Source organism: Pedobacter sp. Leaf132 (assembly GCF_920984695.1).
Classification (GTDB): Bacteria; Bacteroidota; Bacteroidia; order Sphingobacteriales; family Sphingobacteriaceae; genus Pedobacter.
This window is the reverse complement of record NZ_CAKLBO010000014.1, coordinates 48,667-68,779: the sequence shown is the minus strand read 5'-3', so window position 1 is coordinate 68,779 and position 20,113 is coordinate 48,667. Positions and strand designations below refer to the sequence as shown.

General features: G+C 34.5%; 18 protein-coding genes. 8 read left to right on the top strand and 10 right to left on the bottom strand.

What is annotated here, in order from left to right:
* Positions 1 to 25: 25 nt before the first annotated feature.
* The 10 genes from LUA86_RS18545 to LUA86_RS18500 all read right to left on the bottom strand — a co-directional run bounded on the left by LUA86_RS18545 (position 26) and on the right by LUA86_RS18500 (position 11,647).
* Positions 26 to 1,015 (bottom strand): glycosyltransferase family 2 protein, encoded by a 990-nt coding sequence (locus LUA86_RS18545; protein ID WP_231465609.1) that lies wholly within the window; start codon positions 1,013 to 1,015, stop codon positions 26 to 28.
* A gap of 75 nt (positions 1,016 to 1,090) precedes the next feature.
* On the bottom strand, positions 1,091 to 2,041 hold the full coding sequence (locus LUA86_RS18540) for a glycosyltransferase family 2 protein (protein ID WP_231465607.1): 951 nt from the start codon (positions 2,039 to 2,041) through the stop codon (positions 1,091 to 1,093).
* A 179-nt stretch (positions 2,042 to 2,220) separates the two neighbouring features.
* On the bottom strand, positions 2,221 to 2,793 hold the full coding sequence (locus LUA86_RS18535) for a DUF4199 domain-containing protein (protein WP_231465605.1): 573 nt from the start codon (positions 2,791 to 2,793) through the stop codon (positions 2,221 to 2,223).
* A gap of 12 nt (positions 2,794 to 2,805) precedes the next feature.
* A complete protein-coding gene (locus LUA86_RS18530; RefSeq protein WP_231465603.1) occupies positions 2,806 to 3,474 on the bottom strand; it encodes a hypothetical protein in 669 nt (222 codons plus the stop codon).
* An 84-nt stretch (positions 3,475 to 3,558) separates the two neighbouring features.
* Positions 3,559 to 4,815 carry a dihydroorotase gene (locus LUA86_RS18525; protein ID WP_231465601.1) on the bottom strand — a complete coding sequence of 419 codons (1,257 nt, stop codon included), beginning with the start codon at positions 4,813 to 4,815 and terminating at the stop codon, positions 3,559 to 3,561.
* The gene (locus tag LUA86_RS18520; protein ID WP_231465599.1) at positions 4,812 to 6,851 is read right to left on the bottom strand and encodes a BatA and WFA domain-containing protein; all 2,040 of its coding nucleotides are present in this window, start codon (positions 6,849 to 6,851) and stop codon (positions 4,812 to 4,814) included. The genes LUA86_RS18525 and LUA86_RS18520 overlap by 4 nt, the downstream gene beginning before the upstream one ends.
* A 325-nt stretch (positions 6,852 to 7,176) precedes the next feature.
* Positions 7,177 to 7,944: a TlpA disulfide reductase family protein gene (locus LUA86_RS18515; RefSeq protein WP_231465597.1), complete on the bottom strand. Its 768-nt coding sequence runs from the start codon at positions 7,942 to 7,944 to the stop codon at positions 7,177 to 7,179.
* A gap of 70 nt (positions 7,945 to 8,014) precedes the next feature.
* Complete coding sequence (locus tag LUA86_RS18510) at positions 8,015 to 8,419, bottom strand: hypothetical protein (protein ID WP_231465595.1); 405 nt, start codon at positions 8,417 to 8,419, stop codon at positions 8,015 to 8,017.
* Positions 8,420 to 8,437: 18 nt separating this feature from the next.
* Positions 8,438 to 9,985 carry a L,D-transpeptidase family protein gene (locus LUA86_RS18505; protein ID WP_231465593.1) on the bottom strand — a complete coding sequence of 516 codons (1,548 nt, stop codon included), beginning with the start codon at positions 9,983 to 9,985 and terminating at the stop codon, positions 8,438 to 8,440.
* Between the two features lie 96 nt (positions 9,986 to 10,081).
* Entirely contained in the window at positions 10,082 to 11,647 is a 1,566-nt protein-coding gene (locus LUA86_RS18500) for a L,D-transpeptidase family protein (protein WP_231465590.1), read from the bottom strand.
* A 271-nt stretch (positions 11,648 to 11,918) separates the two neighbouring features.
* Between LUA86_RS18500 and hisG the strand changes: the two genes are divergently transcribed.
* The 8 genes from hisG to hisIE all read left to right on the top strand — a co-directional run bounded on the left by hisG (position 11,919) and on the right by hisIE (position 19,926).
* Entirely contained in the window at positions 11,919 to 12,770 is an 852-nt protein-coding gene (gene hisG / locus LUA86_RS18495) for an ATP phosphoribosyltransferase (RefSeq protein ID WP_231465587.1), read from the top strand.
* Positions 12,771 to 12,829: 59 nt separating this feature from the next.
* Positions 12,830 to 14,128, top strand: coding sequence for a histidinol dehydrogenase (hisD, locus tag LUA86_RS18490; protein ID WP_231465585.1), 1,299 nt, complete (start codon positions 12,830 to 12,832; stop codon positions 14,126 to 14,128).
* Positions 14,129 to 14,210: 82 nt separating this feature from the next.
* A complete protein-coding gene (gene hisC / locus LUA86_RS18485) occupies positions 14,211 to 15,251 on the top strand; it encodes a histidinol-phosphate transaminase (RefSeq protein ID WP_231465583.1) in 1,041 nt (346 codons plus the stop codon).
* 3 nt (positions 15,252 to 15,254) lie between these two features.
* The gene (hisB, locus tag LUA86_RS18480) at positions 15,255 to 16,388 is read left to right on the top strand and encodes a bifunctional histidinol-phosphatase/imidazoleglycerol-phosphate dehydratase HisB (protein WP_231465581.1); all 1,134 of its coding nucleotides are present in this window, start codon (positions 15,255 to 15,257) and stop codon (positions 16,386 to 16,388) included.
* A gap of 310 nt (positions 16,389 to 16,698) precedes the next feature.
* Complete coding sequence (gene hisH / locus LUA86_RS18475) at positions 16,699 to 17,289, top strand: imidazole glycerol phosphate synthase subunit HisH (RefSeq protein WP_231465579.1); 591 nt, start codon at positions 16,699 to 16,701, stop codon at positions 17,287 to 17,289.
* Between the two features lie 51 nt (positions 17,290 to 17,340).
* Positions 17,341 to 18,090 (top strand): 1-(5-phosphoribosyl)-5-[(5-phosphoribosylamino)methylideneamino]imidazole-4-carboxamide isomerase, encoded by a 750-nt coding sequence (hisA, locus tag LUA86_RS18470; protein ID WP_231465577.1) that lies wholly within the window; start codon positions 17,341 to 17,343, stop codon positions 18,088 to 18,090.
* Between the two features lie 295 nt (positions 18,091 to 18,385).
* The gene (gene hisF, locus LUA86_RS18465; protein ID WP_231465575.1) at positions 18,386 to 19,141 is read left to right on the top strand and encodes an imidazole glycerol phosphate synthase subunit HisF; all 756 of its coding nucleotides are present in this window, start codon (positions 18,386 to 18,388) and stop codon (positions 19,139 to 19,141) included.
* A 194-nt stretch (positions 19,142 to 19,335) separates the two neighbouring features.
* A complete protein-coding gene (hisIE, locus tag LUA86_RS18460) occupies positions 19,336 to 19,926 on the top strand; it encodes a bifunctional phosphoribosyl-AMP cyclohydrolase/phosphoribosyl-ATP diphosphatase HisIE (RefSeq protein WP_231465573.1) in 591 nt (196 codons plus the stop codon).
* Positions 19,927 to 20,113: the final 187 nt, after the last annotated feature.

Genomic DNA, 20,113 nt, shown 5'->3' with positions numbered 1-20,113 from the left:
CTTTCCACTTTACACTTTCCACTTTCTACTCTCCACTTTCTACTTTCCACTTCCCCTTAAACACTACTCTCCTAAACAAATCCTGGATAAATCCTAAGCCATAGGCTGTTAGTTGGATAAAAGAAGAAATGATGCTCAAAAATGCAACTTTTATAGATTTATTTACAGACCATGAATGAAAAAATATCAACATAAAGTAAATCAGAATGAAGAAGTTACAAACATAGGCCAAAGGCAGGTAGATAAAGTTACAAAACACGCTGAAAATGAAGCCTACCGTAAACACTGCCGGAAAAAAGTGTACGAGCTTAAGCTCATTAGGGAAATGTTTATAAATATTGATTCTTGCCCTTCCGAAAAAGTGTAGCTGCTTGTAAAATTGACTAAAACTTGTTCTGCGTTTATGATATACTTTTGCCGCAGGAATTAAGCCGATTTTAAATCCATTTTCATGAATTCGGATGCTATATTCAATATCTTCTCCAAGTCGTGTTAGTATAAAACCACCAACTTTTTCCCAAACTTCTCTTGAAACACCCATGTTAAAACTACGTGGATGAAACCGACCGACATGCTTTTTATTACCTCTTATCCCTCCAGTTGTGAAAGGAGATGTCATGGCGTAACTAATGGCCTTTTGAATTGGTGTAAAACTTGCGTGGGCTGCATCAGGACCGCCAAAGGCATCCAGGTCGTGTTCGTAAAGGTAATTTTTAACTATCTCCAAATAATCAGAAGGTATTAAACAATCCGAATCGAAAATGATAAAGTAATCGCCTTTTGCCCTTTCAAAACCAAAATTTCTGGTGAAACCTTGCCCTTCGTTCTCCTTAAAGAAATAGCGTATATCAAGCTTCTTGGCGTAACTCTCTACAATTGCTTTTGCATCATCTTTTGAACCATCTTCAATAACCAAAACTTCAAACTGTAGATAAGTTTGCTTGGTTAATGTGTATAATAGTTCGTTAATTTCTTGCGGACGATTATAAAGCGGAATTATTATGGAGAAAAACATCTTTTAAAAGGTAAAAGGTAGAAGGTAAAGGGTGTAGGGTTTAGGCGAATATCCGTACGCCTTAAACCATTTATCTTAAACCCTCTTTTCTATTAAATACTGATTTCTTTCTGGCGCATTTCGGGTAACCAATTCAGCTACAAAACCTGTTAAAAACATTTGCGAGCCGACAACAATGGCCACCAAAGCAATGTAAAACAAAGGCTGATCGGTAATTTCTCTTTTGTAAGGAATGTGCGCTGCGATGTGATAAAGCTTTACACCAATCATCCAAAGTGCCATAAAAGTTCCGATAACAAAGCTTAAAACACCTAAAGAACCGAAAAAGTGCATTGGGCGCTTGCCGAATTTACCAACAAAAAATATAGATAGTAAATCTAAAAAGCCGTTAATAAATCTGCTGAAACCGAATTTTGTTGTACCATATTTACGGGCACGATGCTCTACAACCTGCTCTTCAATTTTGGTAAATCCTGCCCATTTTGCAATTACAGGAATATAACGATGCATTTCGCCATAAACTTCGATGGTTTTGACAACATCGCTTCTGTAAGCTTTTAAGCCGCAATTAAAATCGTTTAATTCAATGCCGCTCATTTTTCTGGTTGCAGCGTTAAACAATTTTGTTGGGATGGTTTTAGTTATTGGGTCGTAACGTTTCTTTTTCCAGCCGGAGATTAAATCCAGTTTTTCCTCTTTTATTCTGCGGTATAATTCTGGTATTTCATCAGGACTATCTTGCAAATCAGCATCCATAGTGATGATTACATCGCCTTGCGTTGCTTCAAAGCCTACGTTTAATGCTGCAGATTTACCGTAATTTCTTCTGAATTTGATGCCTTTAATGGAATCGTTTTGTAGCTTCAACGACTCTATAACTTCCCATGATTTATCGGTGCTGCCATCATCAACTAAAATAATTTCATAGCTGAAACCATTCTCGTTCATCACATTAGCAATCCAGGCCGTTAATTCGGGTAAAGATTCGTCTTCGTTATATAAAGGTACTACAATTGATATATCCATTTATTAGTGTTTTCGTCATTGCGAGGAGGCACGACGAAGCAATCTATTTGATAAAGATTGCCGCACACTCTACTCATTTCAACGCTTCGTTCGCAATGACGTATTATTGAATAACGTGCAAATTTCATCAAATTAAATGATAAAACTTGCACGTTAGAAAATTTTATAATTTTATAAAATTAAGCAGTAGGATCTTGAAAGTTATTAAAAGTAACTGGTTCCTTTTTCTTAAGTATTGCGGCAAGAATTAATGAAAGGACACCATACATGGCTATTGAAACTCCAAAACTAGTTAATGAATTTTTAAAAGTAGGCTGAAGTTTTTCCTGCATATTACCAGCTTTTGCCAAAGCATCATCAATCTGTTCGCCAGACATACCAAAACCCTCCATCATCTTACGTTGAGATTCTTCTATAGCTGCTGCTGCTGTGGCAGGCAAATCAGGGTCAATAAAAGTCATTAATATCACATTAAACAATACCGCAGTGATAGCCAAGATTAATGCTATTATTAGATACGATTTAAAAGCTTCTCCAAATGTCCAATAGCCGCCAATTTCTTTTCTAATGTTTAGACCAACAATAACTAATAATGCAATAAAAACCACTAAAACGCCAATGGGAGCTAAAAAATTAGTGTAAAGCATTACGGGATTGATAAAATGGAATGTTAAAGAAATAACAACAGAAACTGCTGCTAATGTTAATCCATATTTTAAGGATAGTTTTGAAATTAAAGTGCTTTTGTCCATGTTTAGTTTAGTTTAGTTATTAATGGTAGTTATTAATATATAAGTAGCTGAATCGAACGATTTGTTACTACTAAATTTACTTATTTCTTGAACTGTTGTTGCACTACCCTCAGTATCAAGGAAAAAAACCATAAAAGGAACAAACAAATCTTTCATTTCTTCGCTGATGTTTAACTTCCCTGAAGCTTTACAAATATCTTCAACACTGCTTTCGGCAAGTTGCTGGTTGCTAATCAGTTCTTCATAAATCTCAAATTCATCTTGAAATTCATCATCCTCCACTAATAAAAATTCTTTCAGAAAATCGCCAAGTTCCGGTTCCAAATCTTCATCCTTACATTCTTTAATATACAATAATAAATTTAAAAGTTCTGTTCCCCTATCAATAGTTTCTTCCTCAATATTTGCCCATTCTTCACTTTCCAAATAATCCTCTTCGAGTTTTTGTACATCGCTGCTGAAAAAATTCACCATTAATAAATCGAAGAAAACTTCTCTCAAGTCTTCAAAATCAGGGTTTGAATCGAAAACTGCATCAAAAGCTGTTGCTTTATCTAAAAAATTAACATCTAACTCAAAAGCTGCAATTAACTCAGTTTCAAAGTTTCCGGTGTTAACTGCCGAAACTTCGGCATATTTATTTATTGATGCACTTAGCGCTTTTTTTACTCTGTTATCCATGTTTTTAGTATCAAGTATTTAGTATCAAGACTTGGTTAAAGCTGATTATTCAACCTTCAGCTCTAATCTTTAATTTATAGCCTTTTAGCTTGTATAATATTGGTTGTTATTGTAAACTAATTTAACTTTTCCGGTTAGTTCTGTTCCAAGTAGCGGACTATTAGCCGACTTTGACTGGTTAGAGCCTGAATTATACAACCACTTCTCATTTGCATCGAAAATAGTAAAGTTCGCCTCTGCTCCTTCTGCAATTACCGGAATATTTAAATTTAGCAATTTGCGTGGGTTAATGGTTAATTTTTCTGCAATCAAAACCGCATCTAAACCAGCTTTTAGTAACAGGGGTAAAACAGTTTGTAAACCGATAATACCATAATGAGCTATTTCAAATTCAACATTTTTAAATTCAATTTCCTCAGGACGATGTTGCGAAACGATGGCGTCAATTGTACCGTCTTTTAATCCGCTTATTAAAGCCTTAACATCAGCTTTGCTTCGTAAGGGTGGTTTTACTTTGTAATTGCTATCAAAATCTATTAATAAGTCTTCTGTAAACACAAGGTGATGCGCTGTAACGTCGCAGGTAATTTTTACTCCATCTTTTTTCGCTTTGCGGATTAATGCAACCGAGCCAGCCGTAGAGATATTGCTAATGTGAATTTTGGTATCGTTATACGTTGCTAAAAAGATATCTCTTGCGATGTGCATTTCTTCGGCCAATGGTGGTAAACCTTTCATACCAAGTAAAACGCTGTTTTTGCTTTCGTTAATCTGAGATTTGCCGGCGATTGATTTGTTCTCCGGATAAACCATTAAAAGCGCATTTAATCCTTTAGCATATTGCAAAGCACGACTCATAAAGCCATCATCCTGAATGGCACGGTCGCCATCAGAAAAGGCGATAGCCCCGGCTTGTTGCATATCAAATAATTCGGCAATTTCTTTTGCTTCTCGATTCTGACTAATCGCTCCGATTGGCAAAACATCAACCAGATTTCCTTTTGATTTGTTTACAATATATTCTACCTGAGATTTTGATTGAACAACCGGGCTAGTTTGAGGTAATAACGCTAAACCTGTAAAACCACCAGCTTTTGCAGCTGCAGTTAAAGTTTGGATATCTTCTTTAGTTTCAAAACCAGGGTCGCCTGCTGCACAATTTAAATCGAAAAAACCTGGAGTTGAAAAAGCCCCATTTGCCTCAAAAACCTCTTCATTTTTCTCGGCAGATAATTTACCGATTTGCTGAATTTTACCATCAGTAATCCTTAAATCACACTGTTGGTTGTTAAATTTACTTTGAGGATCGGCAATGGTTACCTGCTTTACAAGGAGATTCATATTGTTTTTTTAGGGTTGTTAAAAAATCGGATGAGCAGAATTTCTGCTGCAATAAAAATCAGCGACAAAATTAGACAAAGTTTCCATAAAGTTTGCCCTATTTGGTTCTGACCAGAAATTAATTTTACAGCGTCTCTTTCTGTGTCGTATATTTTTAAGTTACTTTTTCCAATTAAGCTATTCAATTCCGTTTTACTTAAATAGTGCATATCCGATTCAGATCGATTACTATTAAAACTATAAACAGCCAATAAAGAATCATTAAGTTTTAGGTTATAAAACCCCGGATTTTTAATCTGATCGGCTGTGTAAATTAATGTTCTGCCTTCTGTAAAACGCACATCAGGAATAGATTCGAACTGATTTGAGGTGAGTTTTAAAGATTGGTTTTTTCCAATTGTTATGTTTTTGCTGTTTAGCACATTTTCAGAACCGATTGCTGAATATAAGGCATCGTAACTACCTGCACCTAAACTTAAACGAAACATCAAAGGCACGAAAATTGGATGTCGGGCAAAATTACCATCGGTTTGATTTAAACTTGTGGCCGACAGATATATTTGCCCCTGACCTAAACCATACTTTGCAAAAAATAATTTACTTCCCGGAAGTTGTAAAATATCTTCTTTATTGGTTTTGTTACTTTCAATAAACGAGAAATATCTGTTAACTACAGGTAAATCCAGATTTTTTGGCACTTCTTCAAAAACACTTTTAAATACAAGATTCTTTAAATCAATTTTATCAACTTTAGTCGCCGTGGTGTTTAATGTTGAAACGGAAGGAAGCGATAGCCCACTTAAAAATGTATTAAACGTTTTTACATCAACATCCAAATCTGGAAAAACAGCCAAAATGCCGCCAGCATTTACATAAGTTTTTAATTGCTGAGCTAAGCCGGTTGAAGGATTTCTTAATCCATTTAAAACAATTAAGCCATAGTTTGAAAAATTATTGTAGTTAATGTTAGTTTCGACATTATTTGTGAGTTTATAGTATTTATCTGCCGAAAATAATGGCTTGATATAATCTTGGCTTGCGCTACCATTAATGTTTAATACCTGAAAATTTTCATCAACATTAAAGCTAAAAAGAAGACTGTCATCAAAAGTTATTGGAAAATCTTTTATGGTAATCATTCCTCTTTGCCAACCAGCGGTTAAACCCGAAAAACTGAGCGTATCTTTTACGGTTTTACCAGCCAAAATACTTACAGCATTTACAGCTTTTTGACGGTTGTTGATGCTTAATTTAAGCGAGATGTTCTTCGCATCTTCTTCAGAGTAGTTTTTCAGCTGCACAACCAATCTCTCACTAGCACCTGGTTGATGATTGGGCGACAATGTCCAAACACTATCTATTGCAATATTAGGTAAGGTTGTTGCATTCAACTTTAAGAAAGCGTATTGAATATCCTGTTTTGCATCTAACTTTTTTTGATTAAAAAAATTCTTTTGAAAATCGGATATTATAAAACTGTATTTATTGGCAGAACCAGTTAGTATGTTGCATTGTCTGCCTAAAATTTGTTGTAATGTTTTATTGGCTGATGAAATTTTAACATCATTAAGCGCTTTCAAAAATTCTTCTTTACTTAACAGCCTTTGGTATTTACCCTCAAAATCGTTGGTTAGTAGCTGAAATCTATCATTTAAGCCAAAATTTTTAACTAATTCTCTGGCGTTTCTTTTCGCTTCATCGAGCAGGCTGCCATCTTTATTTACAGCATCCATACTGAAAGAATTATCGATATAGATACTTACAGAATTATTTAAAATGGTAGTTTTTTGTTTGTTTAAAGGAATATATGGCTGTGCAAAAGCCAACACTAAAAATATAATTGCGAGTATTCGCGATAGCAGAATGAGTAAATTTTTTAATTTTTCTCTGGATGAATTTTGTTGTTCTACTTCTTTTAAAAGCTGAACATTAGAGAAATAGACTTTCTTAAACTTGCGAAAATTGAATAAATGAATGATAACCGGAATTGCGACCGATAATAGTGCGAAAAGAAAGCCCGGATACAGGAAATTCATTAAAAACCAAAGATAGAAAAATTATGCAGAGGATTTAGAATCTTTATTTTTTATTGATGATACTCTTTAGATACAGGTTTAACATTATTTCAGAAATCATCGAGTAATTCTTTATCAATCGACATCTGTAGCAATCTTTCCTTTAGTTTGATGGAAAGCCATAGCTTTAATTGTAAATTTTTAATTTCATTCGAAGTCTGGTTTATTTCTTAAAAAAAAATTAAAAGTTCCAATTTTAAAATTTTCATCTTTTTGTCTATACATTCCCATTCAGGTGTTTCTAGTCTAATATATTGCAACAAGTATATAATATGAATTGCAATTATTATGGCTTTTGGTACCTCATTAAAACTTCTTCAAGCTGCTTTTCTGTAGAAATAACTCTTAAAATTTTACCATTTTTAACAATCATGTGCGTAGGAAAAGAATTTACGCCTATTTTCTCTGTCACATAATCTGTTTCAACAGATGCTGTTGCATAATTAAATTTAGTCTTTTGTAAAAACTTACGAAGAATTTTATCTGAATCAGTTGCCAAGCTCAAAAATTTTACATTTTGTCGTTTGGAATACTTTGAAACCAGTTTATTTAACGCAGGCATTTCTTCTATACAGGCTCCACAACCTATAAACCAAAACTTTAGCAATACAAGTTGATCCTTTACTGTTTTTAGATTATAAACCTTTGAAGTTAGGTCTGTAAAATTAAATTCAGGAATCGAGCTACCCTCCATGTTGAAAAATTTGACATCTGTTTTAAATGTATTCATAATAAAGCCCCTTAGTTCTGAATCTATAGCGGTAGTTAACTCATAAAGCTTATAATGTTTTAGCGAATCTTTTGTTTCTAGAGAAATAGGTAAAAAATAACCTTCTTCCAGCTTTGCAAAAAAATCTTTCCTGCTTACGGGCTTATTATTTGTATCGAAAGCAATAAAATCATCAGAAAGGTTAATTTCATTATAGTAATAATTCCAAAATGCATCAGAACTTAACAATATTTCTGATGCAGCAAATTTGGGCTTTTCTTGCTCGTTTGAACACGATAGCAAGATTAGACAAATGAGTAAATACAGTAGAGCATTAAACTTCATAATGATTACAGGTTTTATTGTAATATATAAAGAATTTTCTGAAACTAATAAAATAGTTCTAAAAATATGCTTAATAAGAAAAGCCAGGAAACTCAATATTAACAACTTTCCACTCGTTGCTGCTTAGGGCAAAATATAATTTAAATGGACCGCTTACAATTTTTGATTGTTTTGCCAATACAGAGCGGTAACCTGCAACGCCTTCAACAAAGCCCATACCCTTTTCCTCACCCATCAATTCAAAATGCACATCAATAATATCATATCTGCCGCCAACGTATTCATCAGCTTGTCCAAAAATCCCTTTAAGTCTGCTAATAATTACATCTTTACCGATTATTTTATTTCCCGGGAGGATAAAAAAATCACTTAATTCGGCAGTGATTGATTTTGATTGTTTAAACCACGCATTTATAAAACGGATGGCAGTATTAACAATATCGGCCTGGTAATTAAAATTAGGATTTTCTTGCATCCGGCAAATCTACGGCTTCTATCTAAACTTTTTCATAGCCATCCAAAGTTTATCGTCCATGTTGTAAACATCTTTACGATATTCTATTTTACCATTTTTTGCCCAGGCGGTGTGATAGGTAATTAGCAAGGGTATTTCGTTATCTAATAAAAATTTAACGGGTTTTAAAGGAGGTTTCTCATCCGCTTTAGTTTTTGATACAATAGTTTTGATGGCTAATGTTGGTTTTATTGGCTTTAAACCGAGTTCAGTCCTTACACTATCAAACCTGGTATCGTTGGCCATAATATGCCAGGCAAGTTGCAAAGGTTTTTCCAAACGAATACAACCATGACTTATGGCTCTATTGCTTAATTTAAAAGCACTTTTAACGTTTGTATCGTGGAGATAGACGCTACTTTTGTTCGGAAACATAAATTTTAATTTCCCAAGCGAATTATCCGGACCAGATTGTTGAACAAATAAAAATGGCAATTTTTTTCTATCGTATTTATACCACCTGATGCTAGATGGATTTTCTATCAATTTATTTTTATGATAAACCAAAATGTTATGTCGGCGCAAATAGCTTGGATTTCGCTTTGCCATAGTATATATTTCAGTTTGCGCAATACTTTCCGGTATATTCCATTCAGGGTTTGAGTACAAAAATTTTATGGCACTTGCTAATTGTGGCGTTTCTCTATTATTTGGTTTATCATCTAAATCGCCGGTTTTTTCAAAAATTTTCAATTTTTTATCATAATCTAACTCCCTTTTTTCGCCAACGCAAACCTTCATTGTTGTAATGGTATCTTCGCCATTAAAGTAAACCAGGCGATAATCGGGAATATTTACCTGGATATATTTGTTACTTTTAATCGGCAAAACCCACCTTAAACGTTCCATATTAACAGCCAGAATCTTTTTTATAGAATCATTTTTTGATGATAAATAAGCCTTCTGTAATGCTAAATACTGCATCGATTTATTTGGCAGAACAGTTAAACTATCAATAATATTTAAGGATGCCAACATTTGTGGTATAAATAAACTATCAGCCTGCTTAACATCAATATGATATCTAGAATATATTTTCTTTGGATTAACAACACCAAACTTTAAACAGCTGGCATATTTAACATAAGCGGCTGATGACAGAATTTCTAACCGTGCAAGTTTTGAATAACTCTCCTCTATATTGGTAAAATTGCTTTCTTTTAAACTTATAGATAAATCTTTAATTTCTTTTACATGGAAAGTTTGAGGATTAAAGCCGTGGCTATAACTATGCTCTAAATGACTAATTAAAGTGTCTAAACCTTTAGCACCGAAAAAGCGAATGGTAAAATTCGGATTACTATTGCCATTAAAATACTTTATTAGATCACGAAGATTATTATCCGCTTTGCATAAAGCACTTAATTCATTCACAAAAACAGAATCGAATTTTACGGAATCGAAATTTGTATAAATATCTTTCCCCAAACTTTCGGCCAATAAGTCACCGGTGGAGGGTTTAAAATTAAAAGCAACATAAAAGCATAGTAAGGCGGCTGGAAAAAAAATAGCAATAAAGGTTTTCAAAATATAAATCCGCTAGAATAAAAATGTCAGTTTGTTTGGGATGTATATTTAATAAGTTATAAAACGCAGGGAAACATTTTATAACTAAAAGATAAATTATCTTGTTTTCTTCATGGCCAACCAAAGCTTTTCATCCATGTCGTAAACATCTGGCCTGTATTGAATTTTACCATTTTGTGGCCATGCTGTATAATATGTAATCAGCAAAGGAACTGGTTTTTTAGGACCAAACCACGCCGGTTTCAGTTTAAAGGCCTTGGTGGTATCTGCTTTTGCTGCCAGGCGTTTTTTGTACCATTTATTGTGGGTACTATCAACCGGAGGCAAATCTACTTCTGCTCTAAGCTTATCGTATGTGTAATCATCACCAACAAGCTTTTCTGCAAACTCTAAAGGTTTTTCAATTCTTACGCAACCATGGCTAATGGCTCTGTTGCTTAAATTAAACCCGTTTTTATTATTGGTATCGTGCAAATAAATGCTCGAGCTATTATCAAAAATAAATTTGAATTTACCCAGTGCATTTCCACCACCAGAGCCTTGTTTAAATTTAAAAGGCAGTTTATCTCTTGAGTATCTATCCCAGTTAATTGTATCAGGTTCGGCAATTAATTTATCTTTATAATAAACGTTAATGTTGCTATTTGATAGGTAATATGGGTCTTTTCTGGCCATCCAATAAATTTCGCTTTGCGCTATACTTACCGGAATATTCCAAACCGGATTTGCCTGAATTGAGTTAATCTTACTGAATAAAAGCGGTGTTTCGTGGTTTTTAGGCTTATCATCCAAGTTACCAGATTTGGCAAAGGCTTTTAATTTATCTTCATAACCGCTTTCACGTTTGCCGCCTACGCAAACTTTCATGGTGATAACGGTATCTTGGTTATCAAACCATGTTAACTTAAAATCAGGAATATTTACCTGTACATAATTTGTACCGGTTTCGGGCATTTGCCAACGAAAACGTTCCATATTTAGCAGTAAAATTCGTTTTTCAGCCTCGCTTTTAGAATTTAGATAAGCATTCTGTAAACCTTTGTACTGTTCAGATTTTGGCTGAATGCTTCTTAATGAATCTAATAAACTTTCTGTACCCAATAGCTGAACCATGTTTAAACTATCCGGCCGCTTAACTTTAATGTAATACCTTGAAAAAATATTCCGTGGGTTTACCACACCAAATTTTAAGTAATTATTGTAATTAAGGTATGCATTCGAAGCGAGTAATTCTATTTTTGCTATAACCGGATAACTGTCTTCTACAGTTTTAAATTTATTTGCACTAAGTTCGTTCAAAAGACTTTTTATTTCATCAATTTTAAAGATTTTTGGATTAAAACCGTGAACATTGCTATTTTGAAGGTAACTGATTAGTGTATCAAGTTCCCCATTGATGTAGAATTTAGTTACCATTCTGGGCTCATTAGCATTTGATGCATAAAAAGCTTTAATGGTTTTTGGATTAATAAATGTTGAAGATAAATCATCCATCGTTTTTACGAAAACACTATCGTAAGCAATGGTGTCAAAATCTTTGTATATCTTATTTTGAAAGTGTTCAGATAAAACTTTTCCTATTTCAGGCGTTTGCTTAAACCACCCGCAAGCTGATATTGAAAAAATAATAGGAATAATTAGAAAGCGGAAATTCTTCAACACAATACAGTTTAATGCAAAAATAAGGTTATGGTAATTTTAAACACATAATGGCAAATTAAGTGCCATTATTTTTTGATTTACCATTTCAAACACTATATTTGCCATCGCTAATCAGCTAAAGCATTGATATTGGCAGAAATATATTTATGAAATTAACTTTGAACCATCACTTACATTTACATCATCGCCGATAGGCGATATGATATGTTTGTTTTGTACTTCAAAACTTTTTTCCGTAGAATAATTTCTTGCACACTCTATATTCAATACTTTGAAAACACTAAAAATTGCTATCCAAAAATCGGGTAGGTTAAACGAAAAATCTGTAGAAATATTAAAGAATTGTGGCCTTTCTTTTGAAAACTACAAGAGTTCCTTAATATCAACTGTTCAAAATTTCCCCTTAGAAATTCTATTTCTTCGTGATGATGACATTCCAGAATATGTACAAGATGGCATTGCCGATTTAGGAATTGTTGGCGAAAATGTAATTACAGAAACCAAGGCAAATGTAGAATATTTGCAGCGCCTTGGCTTTGGTAAATGTACACTTAAAATCGCCGTACAAACCGGCAGCGAGATTCAAAAATTAGACGATTTAAATGGCAAAGCGATTGCAACTTCTTATCCCGTAATTCTCGAAAAATTTTTAACAGAAAAGGGAATAAAATCAGACATCAGAACCATTTCCGGTTCGGTAGAAATTGGTCCGGGTTTAGGCTTAAGTGATGCCATTTTTGATATCGTTTCTACAGGCGGAACTTTAAAAAGCAACGGACTAAAACCCTTTGCAGATGTAATGCAATCTGAAGCAGTTTTAATTGGAAATAAATCGATAACAGGCAACCCAGAAGTTGCAGAATTACTGCAAAGAATTCGTTCTGTTTTAAGTGCCAAATCAAACAAATATGTGGTACTAAATGTATCAAAAGATAACCTTCAAAAAGTTGTCGATTTGTTACCAGGTGTTAAAAGCCCTACCATTGTTCCGCTCTTTGAACCTAATTGGGTAGCGGTTCATTCTGTTATTGCAGAGGAAGATTTTTGGGACAAAATTAACAGCCTAAAAGCCGCCGGTGCAGAAGGTATTTTAGTGATGCCAATTGAAAAAATTATCACTTAAAATAGGTTAAAAACGCTTAAATTGTTATTAACTAATAGTTAATTTAAAAACATAACACATTGAAAGTCTATAATTATAAAGATTTATCTAAATCAAAAATTGAAGAACTATGTTCCAGACAAATTGAAGATGATAAATTGGTTGAAGAACGTGTTGAAGACATCATAAAAACGGTAAAAAATGATGGAGATAAAGCATTAATTAATTTTGCCAAAACGTTTGATAAAGTTGAACTTGAAAAACTTTATTTAGATGCTCATGAATTAAAAGCTATCGCCGACACAATTCCTGCAGATGCAAAAGCGGCCATTGAAACCGCCTATTCTAACATTAAAACTTTTCACCAGTCTCAAATAAAAAATGAAGCAAAAGTAGAAACCATGCCTGGTGTGATTTGCTGGCGGGAATCTAGAGGAATTGAAAAAGTTGGCTTATACATTCCTGGCGGAACAGCGGTTCTACCAAGTACATTTTTGATGCTTGCTACACCTGCAATTATCGCTGGCTGTAAAGAAATAGTTGTTTGTTCTCCGCCACAAAGTGACGGCAAAACCAATTGCTATTTGGCCTACTGTGCCGTACTTTTAGGCATAGAAAGAATATACCTTATTGGTGGTGCGCAAGCAGTTGCAGCTATGGCATTCGGAACCGAAACCGTTCCGCAGGTTTATAAAATTTTTGGCCCAGGAAACAGATATGTAACAACGGCAAAAACAATGGTTCAAAATAAGGTGGCAATTGATATGCCTGCCGGACCATCGGAGGTTTTAGTAATTGCAGATGAAACTGCCAATCCGTCATTTGTAGCTGCAGATTTACTTGCACAAGCAGAACATGGAATTGATAGTCAGTCTGTTTTAGTCGTTACTTCTAACAAAATATTAGATGAAACTTTAAAAGAAATTGATATTCAGATAGCTAAACTACCTAGAATGGATATCGCAGCTAAAGCAATTGAAAATTCTTACGTAATTTTTGCTGTTGATTTGAATGCTGCAATGGATTTTTCAAATGAATATGCACCCGAACATCTTATTCTGGCAACAGAAAAATTTGAGCAGCTTATTCCGCTAATAATCAATGCCGGTTCGGTTTTTCTAGGCAATCTTACTCCAGAAAGTGCAGGCGATTACGCTTCAGGAACTAATCACACTTTACCTACAAGTGGCTTTGCTAAAGCTTATTCTGGTGTTTCAACTGATGCTTTTCTTAAGAAAATCACCTTTCAGCACCTATCAGCCAATGGATTAAAAAATATTGGTGGAACAGTTGAAACGCTTGCCGCCGCTGAAGGACTTGAAGCGCATAAAAATGCTATTACAATAAGAAGAAGCCTCAAAGCTGAAAACCGAGGATAAAAAGCATGTAATACATATATCACATCATTATATAATATCATCCGACTTTCGGACTGCCGAAATCGGACTTTCATTAAAAAAAATGGACATTAACGACTTAGTAAGAGCAAATATAAAAAACCTAAAGCCCTATTCTACCGCTAGAGATGAGTTTAAAGGTCAGGCATCTATATTTTTAGATGCAAACGAAAACAGCTACGGTTCTCCCCTACCTGCAAACTATAATCGGTACCCCGACCCATTGCAGTTGGATTTAAAGGATGCTATAAGTAAAATTAAAGGTGTACCAATAGAAAATACTTTTTTAGGTAATGGCAGCGATGAAGCAATCGATTTATTGTATCGTGCCTTTTGTAATCCCGGCAAAGATAACGTGGTCATATTGCCGCCAACTTACGGGATGTACGAAGTTTCTGCAAATATTAATGATGTTGAAATTCGTAAAGTAAACCTATTGCCAAACTTCCAATTAGACCTGGAAAAAATTGCAGAAACGATTGACCACAACACAAAAATTATCTTCATTTGTTCGCCAAATAATCCTACAGGAAATTCGATAAATCGCGAAGATATTGAAACGATTTTAACCAACTTTAAAGGCATTGTTGTAGTTGATGAAGCATACATAAATTATGCCCGCCAAAAAACCTTTATTCAGGAGTTAACAGAGTACGGAAATCTGGTCGTTTTGCAAACATTTTCGAAGGCTTGGGGACTTGCAGCCTTACGTTTAGGAATAGCATTTTCATCAACAAAAATTATCGATGTTTTGAACAAAATTAAGCCACCATATAATATCAATCAGGCTACTCAGGATTTAGCTTTTGAAGCGCTAAAAAACATCGCCCAGGTAAACGATTGGATTAAAGAATCGGTTGCAGAAAGAGAGCGGCTTTCTACCGAATTAAATAACCTAAATATTGTTACAAAAATATATCCCTCGGATGCTAATTTTATTTTAGTGGAAGTTACAGATGCCATTAAAATTTATAATAATTTAGTTGATGAAGGAATTATTGTACGCGACCGCTCCAAAGTAATTTTGTGTGAAGGTTGTTTAAGAATAACCGTGGGCACTAAAGCAGAAAATGATAGACTATTAAACATTCTGAAAAATTTTTAAAAGATGAAGAAAGTATTATTTATAGACCGCGACGGAACTTTAAATATTGAACCAGATGATGAGCAGGTAGATAGTTTCGCAAAGTTGAAATTTTATCCCCGCTCGCTTTACTACCTTTCGAAAATTGCAAACGAAATGGATTATGAACTGGTAATGGTTACAAATCAGGACGGTTTGGGAACGCCATCAAATTCTGAAGAAAATTTCTGGCCTATTCATAATTTTATGTTAGATACTTTTGCTGGCGAAGATGTAAATTTTAGTGAGGTGGTTATTGACAGAACTTTTGCTAAAGATAATGCGCCTACACGTAAGCCCGGAACAGCTTTGTTAACAAAATATTTTGGCGAAGATTATGATTTAAAAAATTCTTACGTAATTGGAGATAGATTAAATGATGTTGTGTTAGCCAAAAATTTAGGTGCTAAAGCAATTTTTCTACGTCAGAATGATGCTTTAGGTTCTACTGAGGCATTAGATAAGCATGAAACTTTATTGGATATTATCGTACTAGAAACCAAAAAATGGGAAGATATATACAATCTGCTTAAAGCCGGAAGCAGAAAAATTAATCACATTCGTAAAACTAACGAAACTGATATTACCATTAATTTAGATTTAGATGGAACCGGAAAAGCAAAAATTGAAACAGGCTTAAACTTTTTCGACCACATGTTAGATCAAATTGCCAGACATGGAAGTGTTGATTTAGAAGTTATTGCCAAAGGCGATTTACATATAGACGAACACCATACCATCGAAGATACAGGAATTGCGCTCGGAGAAGCCTTTGCAAAAGGTTTGGGTAACAAATTGGGCATAGAACGTTATGGTTTTTGTTTACCTATGGATGATTGTTTAGCGCAGGTTGCCATAGACTTTGGTGGCAGAAACTGGATTGTTTGGGATGCGGAATTTAGGCGGGAAAAAGTTGGAGATATGCCTACCGAGATGTTTTATCATTTCTTTAAATCTTTCAGCGATGCTGCTAAATGCAATTTGAACATTAAAGCCGAAGGAGATAACGAACATCATAAAATAGAAGCTATATTTAAAGCCTTTGCAAAAGCGATAAAAATGGCAATTAAACGCGATGCGGAAAAAATGGTTTTGCCAAGTACAAAGGGACTTTTGTAAGGGTAAAAGGGAAAGGTTTAGCAAAATCGTCATTGCGAGGGGGCACGACGAAGCAATCTAAGATACATGTTTAGATTGCTTCAGCTCGCACAAACCCAGCTTCGTAATACGTGGTGGAGAACTTATTGCAAAAAACCTTTGTTAAATAAACCCGATAGTAGTGAATCCCGATTTTTCATCGGGAGAAACGAATAGCGGGACTACAGAACCTTTGAAAAACTAACATTCGTTTTCAAATGCTTATAAAGAGATAATTTTAGGTTTGCTAGACATTTCGTCTTGATACTTAATACTAAATACTTAATACTAAATGATTGGAATAGTAAATTATGGCGCTGGCAATATTTTTTCTTTAACCGCAGCATTAGAGCGTTTGAATGTACAATATGGCATGATAAACTCCGAAACGGATTTAGAAAAATACAGTCACATCATCATTCCTGGTGTTGGCCATGCAGCTGCTGCAATGGAAAAATTGAAACACACCGGATTAATAAATGCCATAAAAGCCTTAAATAAACCGGTTCTGGGCATTTGTGTAGGTATGCAATTAATTACTGAACATTCTGAAGAAGGTGATGCAAATCTCTTAAACATTGTTCCGGTTAAAACCAAAAAATTCGATAAGTCGCTGAATATCAAAATCCCCCACATGGGTTGGAACGCGGTTGAGCATAAAAACAATTCACTATTTGAAGGTGTTGAACCTAATGCGCAATTTTACTTTGTTCATTCGTACTTTATTGAATATAACCCTACTTTTGATATCGCCTCTGCCAACTACGGACTAAAGTTTTCGGCAGCGGTACAAAAAGATAACTTTTATGGTGTTCAGTTTCATCCTGAAAAATCGGGCAATGCTGGCGAACAGATTTTAAAAAATTTTTCAAACTTAGGTTGAGTAATAGCTCATATTTAGATAAATTTCATTTCAATTTTTAACTTAAAAAAAATGTATATAATTCCTGCTATTGATATTTTGGATGGAAAAGTTGTTCGCCTGCGTGAAGGCGATTATAACCAGAAAACAGAATACGATGTTTCAATTGCCGAAATGATAGAGAAATATCGTTCAAACGGAACTGATTTTATTCATATTATCGATTTAAATGGTGCCAAAGGCGATTTTAGCAATCAAAAATCACTTTTCGAAATCATTAAGAAAACTGAAATGAAGGTGCAGTACGGAGGTGGAATCCGTACAATTGAACAGGTTACAAATTTACTTGATGCAGGAATTCATCGTGTAATTGTTGGCACGCAAGCCATTACCAACCCCGATTTTTTACAACAGTTAAGTGATGCTTTTGCTAAAAAAGACAACTATGCAAACCGCATTGTTATTGCCATTGATGTTTTAGACGAAGTGATTAAATACTCAGGTTGGATGGAAAGTTCGCCAATTAAATTGATGGATTATGTTGATAAATGCCTGGCGCTTGGTTTCTTCCGTTTCTTGTGTACCGATATTAGCAAAGATGGTAAATTGGGCGGTGCAGCCGTTGAATTATATAAAAAACTGTTAGAACATTCGCCGATGATTAAATTAATTGCATCAGGTGGCGTTAGCTCTATGGAAGACATTTATGAATTAGCAAAATATCCAATAAGAAGTGTTGTAGTTGGAAAAGCCATTTATGAAGATAGAATTACGATTGAACAAGTTAAGGATTGGAATTTAAAGATGTTGAGTTCGATATAAAATGTGATAAACAATATGCTTAAATGGGGAATAATTTTATTAGCAGCATCATTTATAATGATGTTAATAATAATTAACTCTTTCTTCTATGTGGGCAAATATTATAAGATTTTAGGTACAATTGGTGAATTTTGTATGTGGCTTTTTTTGCCTTGCTTTCTTTGTGGCTGTGCCTCGATTATTTCTGGTCTATTAAAACGAAAACATTAAATACTCGTCATTGCGAGGCACGAAGCAATCTCTCTAGCAAAACAGATTGCTTCGTGCCTCGCAATGACGGAAACATAGCAAAACAATGCTGAGTAAAAGAATAATCCCCTGCCTCGACGTTAAAGACGGCAGAACCGTTAAAGGTGTAAATTTTGTTGATTTACGTGATGCAGGCGACCCGGTAGAATTAGCAGCGCAATATGCGCAACAAGGTGCTGATGAATTGGTTTTTCTGGATATTACTGCCACTCATGAACGTAGAAAAACGATGATTGATATGGTAAAATCAGTTGCCCGCCAGTTGAATATTCCTTTTACCATAGGTGGCGGAATAACTGAAATCGCTGATGCAGAAGCTTTGTTAAATGCTGGTGCAGATAAAATCAGTATCAATTCGGCAGCTGTTCGTAATCCTCAACTAATTGAAGATTTAGCTAAAGCATTTGGCGTACAGTTTGTAGTTTTAGCTGTTGATACGAAGCAAGTAAATGGAAAAAATATGGTTCATTTAAACGGCGGAAGATTAATAACAGATTTAGAAACCGAAAACTGGATTAAGCAGGCTGAAGATTTAGGTGCAGGAGAAATCCTGCTAACTTCAATGGACCATGATGGCACAAAAGCTGGTTTTGATTGTAGTTTACTTGGTAAAATCAATAAAATGATAAACATCCCTATCATCGCATCGGGTGGCGCAGGGATCACGGAACATTTTACAGAGGTTTTTCAAAAGGCAAATGTTGATGCAGCACTTGCGGCATCAGTATTTCATTATGGCGAAATTCTAATTCCTGATTTAAAGGCCGCACTAAAAAGAAATAATATTCCGGTTAGGATATAAAATTTAATAAAACACTCGTCATTGCGAGGCACGAAGCAATCTTAATCAGCTCTATAAGTAGGTCGTCATGCTGAATTTATTTCTGCATCTTAAAAAGATAGAGACCCTGAATTGAATTTAGGGTGACGAATTGGCAAAACAAGCTGCCTTAAAGAGTTTAATTTTATTCGCAATGACGAAACTTGATAAAAACAATGAATATAGATTTTAACAAAAATGGTGATGGTTTAGTGCCCGTGGTCATTCAAGATTATAAAACTTTGGAAGTTTTAATGCTTGGCTACATGAATGCTGAAGCATTAGAGAAAACCCAGTTGGAAGGCAAAGTAACTTTTTTCTCACGCACAAAAAATCGCCTTTGGACAAAAGGAGAAACCAGCAATAATTTTCTTTATGTAAAAGAACTTTTTGTTGATTGTGATAACGACACCATCTTAATTAAGGCTGATGCGGTTGGACCAACTTGCCATACAGGAAACCGCAGTTGCTTCAACACAGAATTTAACCAGAATTTTATTTTCGAGTTGGAGAATATTATAGCCGATAGATACGAAAATCCGGTTGAAGGCTCTTACATTAACAAAATGAGGAGTAAAGGCTTAAATAAAATTGCTCAAAAAGTTGGTGAGGAAGGCGTTGAAACTGTAATTGCCGCATTGGCTGAAAGCGAAGAAGAATTAATTGGTGAAGCATCTGATTTAGTATTCCATTTGTTATTTCTTTTAAAAGAAAAAGGCTTATCTATTCAGGATATTGCGAAGAATTTAGAGAAGAGACATAAATAAAACATTGATTGATTCTACGTCATGCTGTTCCATATATACTGAATCAGCATCTTAAAAAAAACTGAAATACATTCAGGTTGATGATAACGCTCAACAACCAAAAGTTGAACATTAAAGAACTGTAAACCAAATGCTTAAATACCTAAGTTACCTTAATCTTTTTTTAGGGATAATCTTCATTGCAATC

What these genes read in the sequence shown, in the direction of transcription:
- LUA86_RS18545 (WP_231465609.1), bottom strand. Translation starts at nt 1,015, where the DNA reads ATGTTTTTCTCCATAATAATTCCGCTTTATAATCGTCCGCAAGAAATT.
- hisA (WP_231465577.1), top strand. Translation starts at nt 17,341, where the DNA reads ATGTATATAATTCCTGCTATTGATATTTTGGATGGAAAAGTTGTTCGC.
- LUA86_RS18540 (WP_231465607.1), bottom strand. Translation starts at nt 2,041, where the DNA reads ATGGATATATCAATTGTAGTACCTTTATATAACGAAGACGAATCTTTA.
- hisIE (WP_231465573.1), top strand. Translation starts at nt 19,336, where the DNA reads ATGAATATAGATTTTAACAAAAATGGTGATGGTTTAGTGCCCGTGGTC.
- hisB (WP_231465581.1), top strand. Translation starts at nt 15,255, where the DNA reads ATGAAGAAAGTATTATTTATAGACCGCGACGGAACTTTAAATATTGAA.
- LUA86_RS18525 (WP_231465601.1), bottom strand. Translation starts at nt 4,815, where the DNA reads ATGAATCTCCTTGTAAAGCAGGTAACCATTGCCGATCCTCAAAGTAAA.
- LUA86_RS18515 (WP_231465597.1), bottom strand. Translation starts at nt 7,944, where the DNA reads ATGAAGTTTAATGCTCTACTGTATTTACTCATTTGTCTAATCTTGCTA.
- hisC (WP_231465583.1), top strand. Translation starts at nt 14,211, where the DNA reads ATGGACATTAACGACTTAGTAAGAGCAAATATAAAAAACCTAAAGCCC.
- LUA86_RS18535 (WP_231465605.1), bottom strand. Translation starts at nt 2,793, where the DNA reads ATGGACAAAAGCACTTTAATTTCAAAACTATCCTTAAAATATGGATTA.
- LUA86_RS18510 (WP_231465595.1), bottom strand. Translation starts at nt 8,419, where the DNA reads ATGCAAGAAAATCCTAATTTTAATTACCAGGCCGATATTGTTAATACT.
- hisH (WP_231465579.1), top strand. Translation starts at nt 16,699, where the DNA reads ATGATTGGAATAGTAAATTATGGCGCTGGCAATATTTTTTCTTTAACC.
- LUA86_RS18520 (WP_231465599.1), bottom strand. Translation starts at nt 6,851, where the DNA reads ATGAATTTCCTGTATCCGGGCTTTCTTTTCGCACTATTATCGGTCGCA.
- LUA86_RS18530 (WP_231465603.1), bottom strand. Translation starts at nt 3,474, where the DNA reads ATGGATAACAGAGTAAAAAAAGCGCTAAGTGCATCAATAAATAAATAT.
- hisF (WP_231465575.1), top strand. Translation starts at nt 18,386, where the DNA reads ATGCTGAGTAAAAGAATAATCCCCTGCCTCGACGTTAAAGACGGCAGA.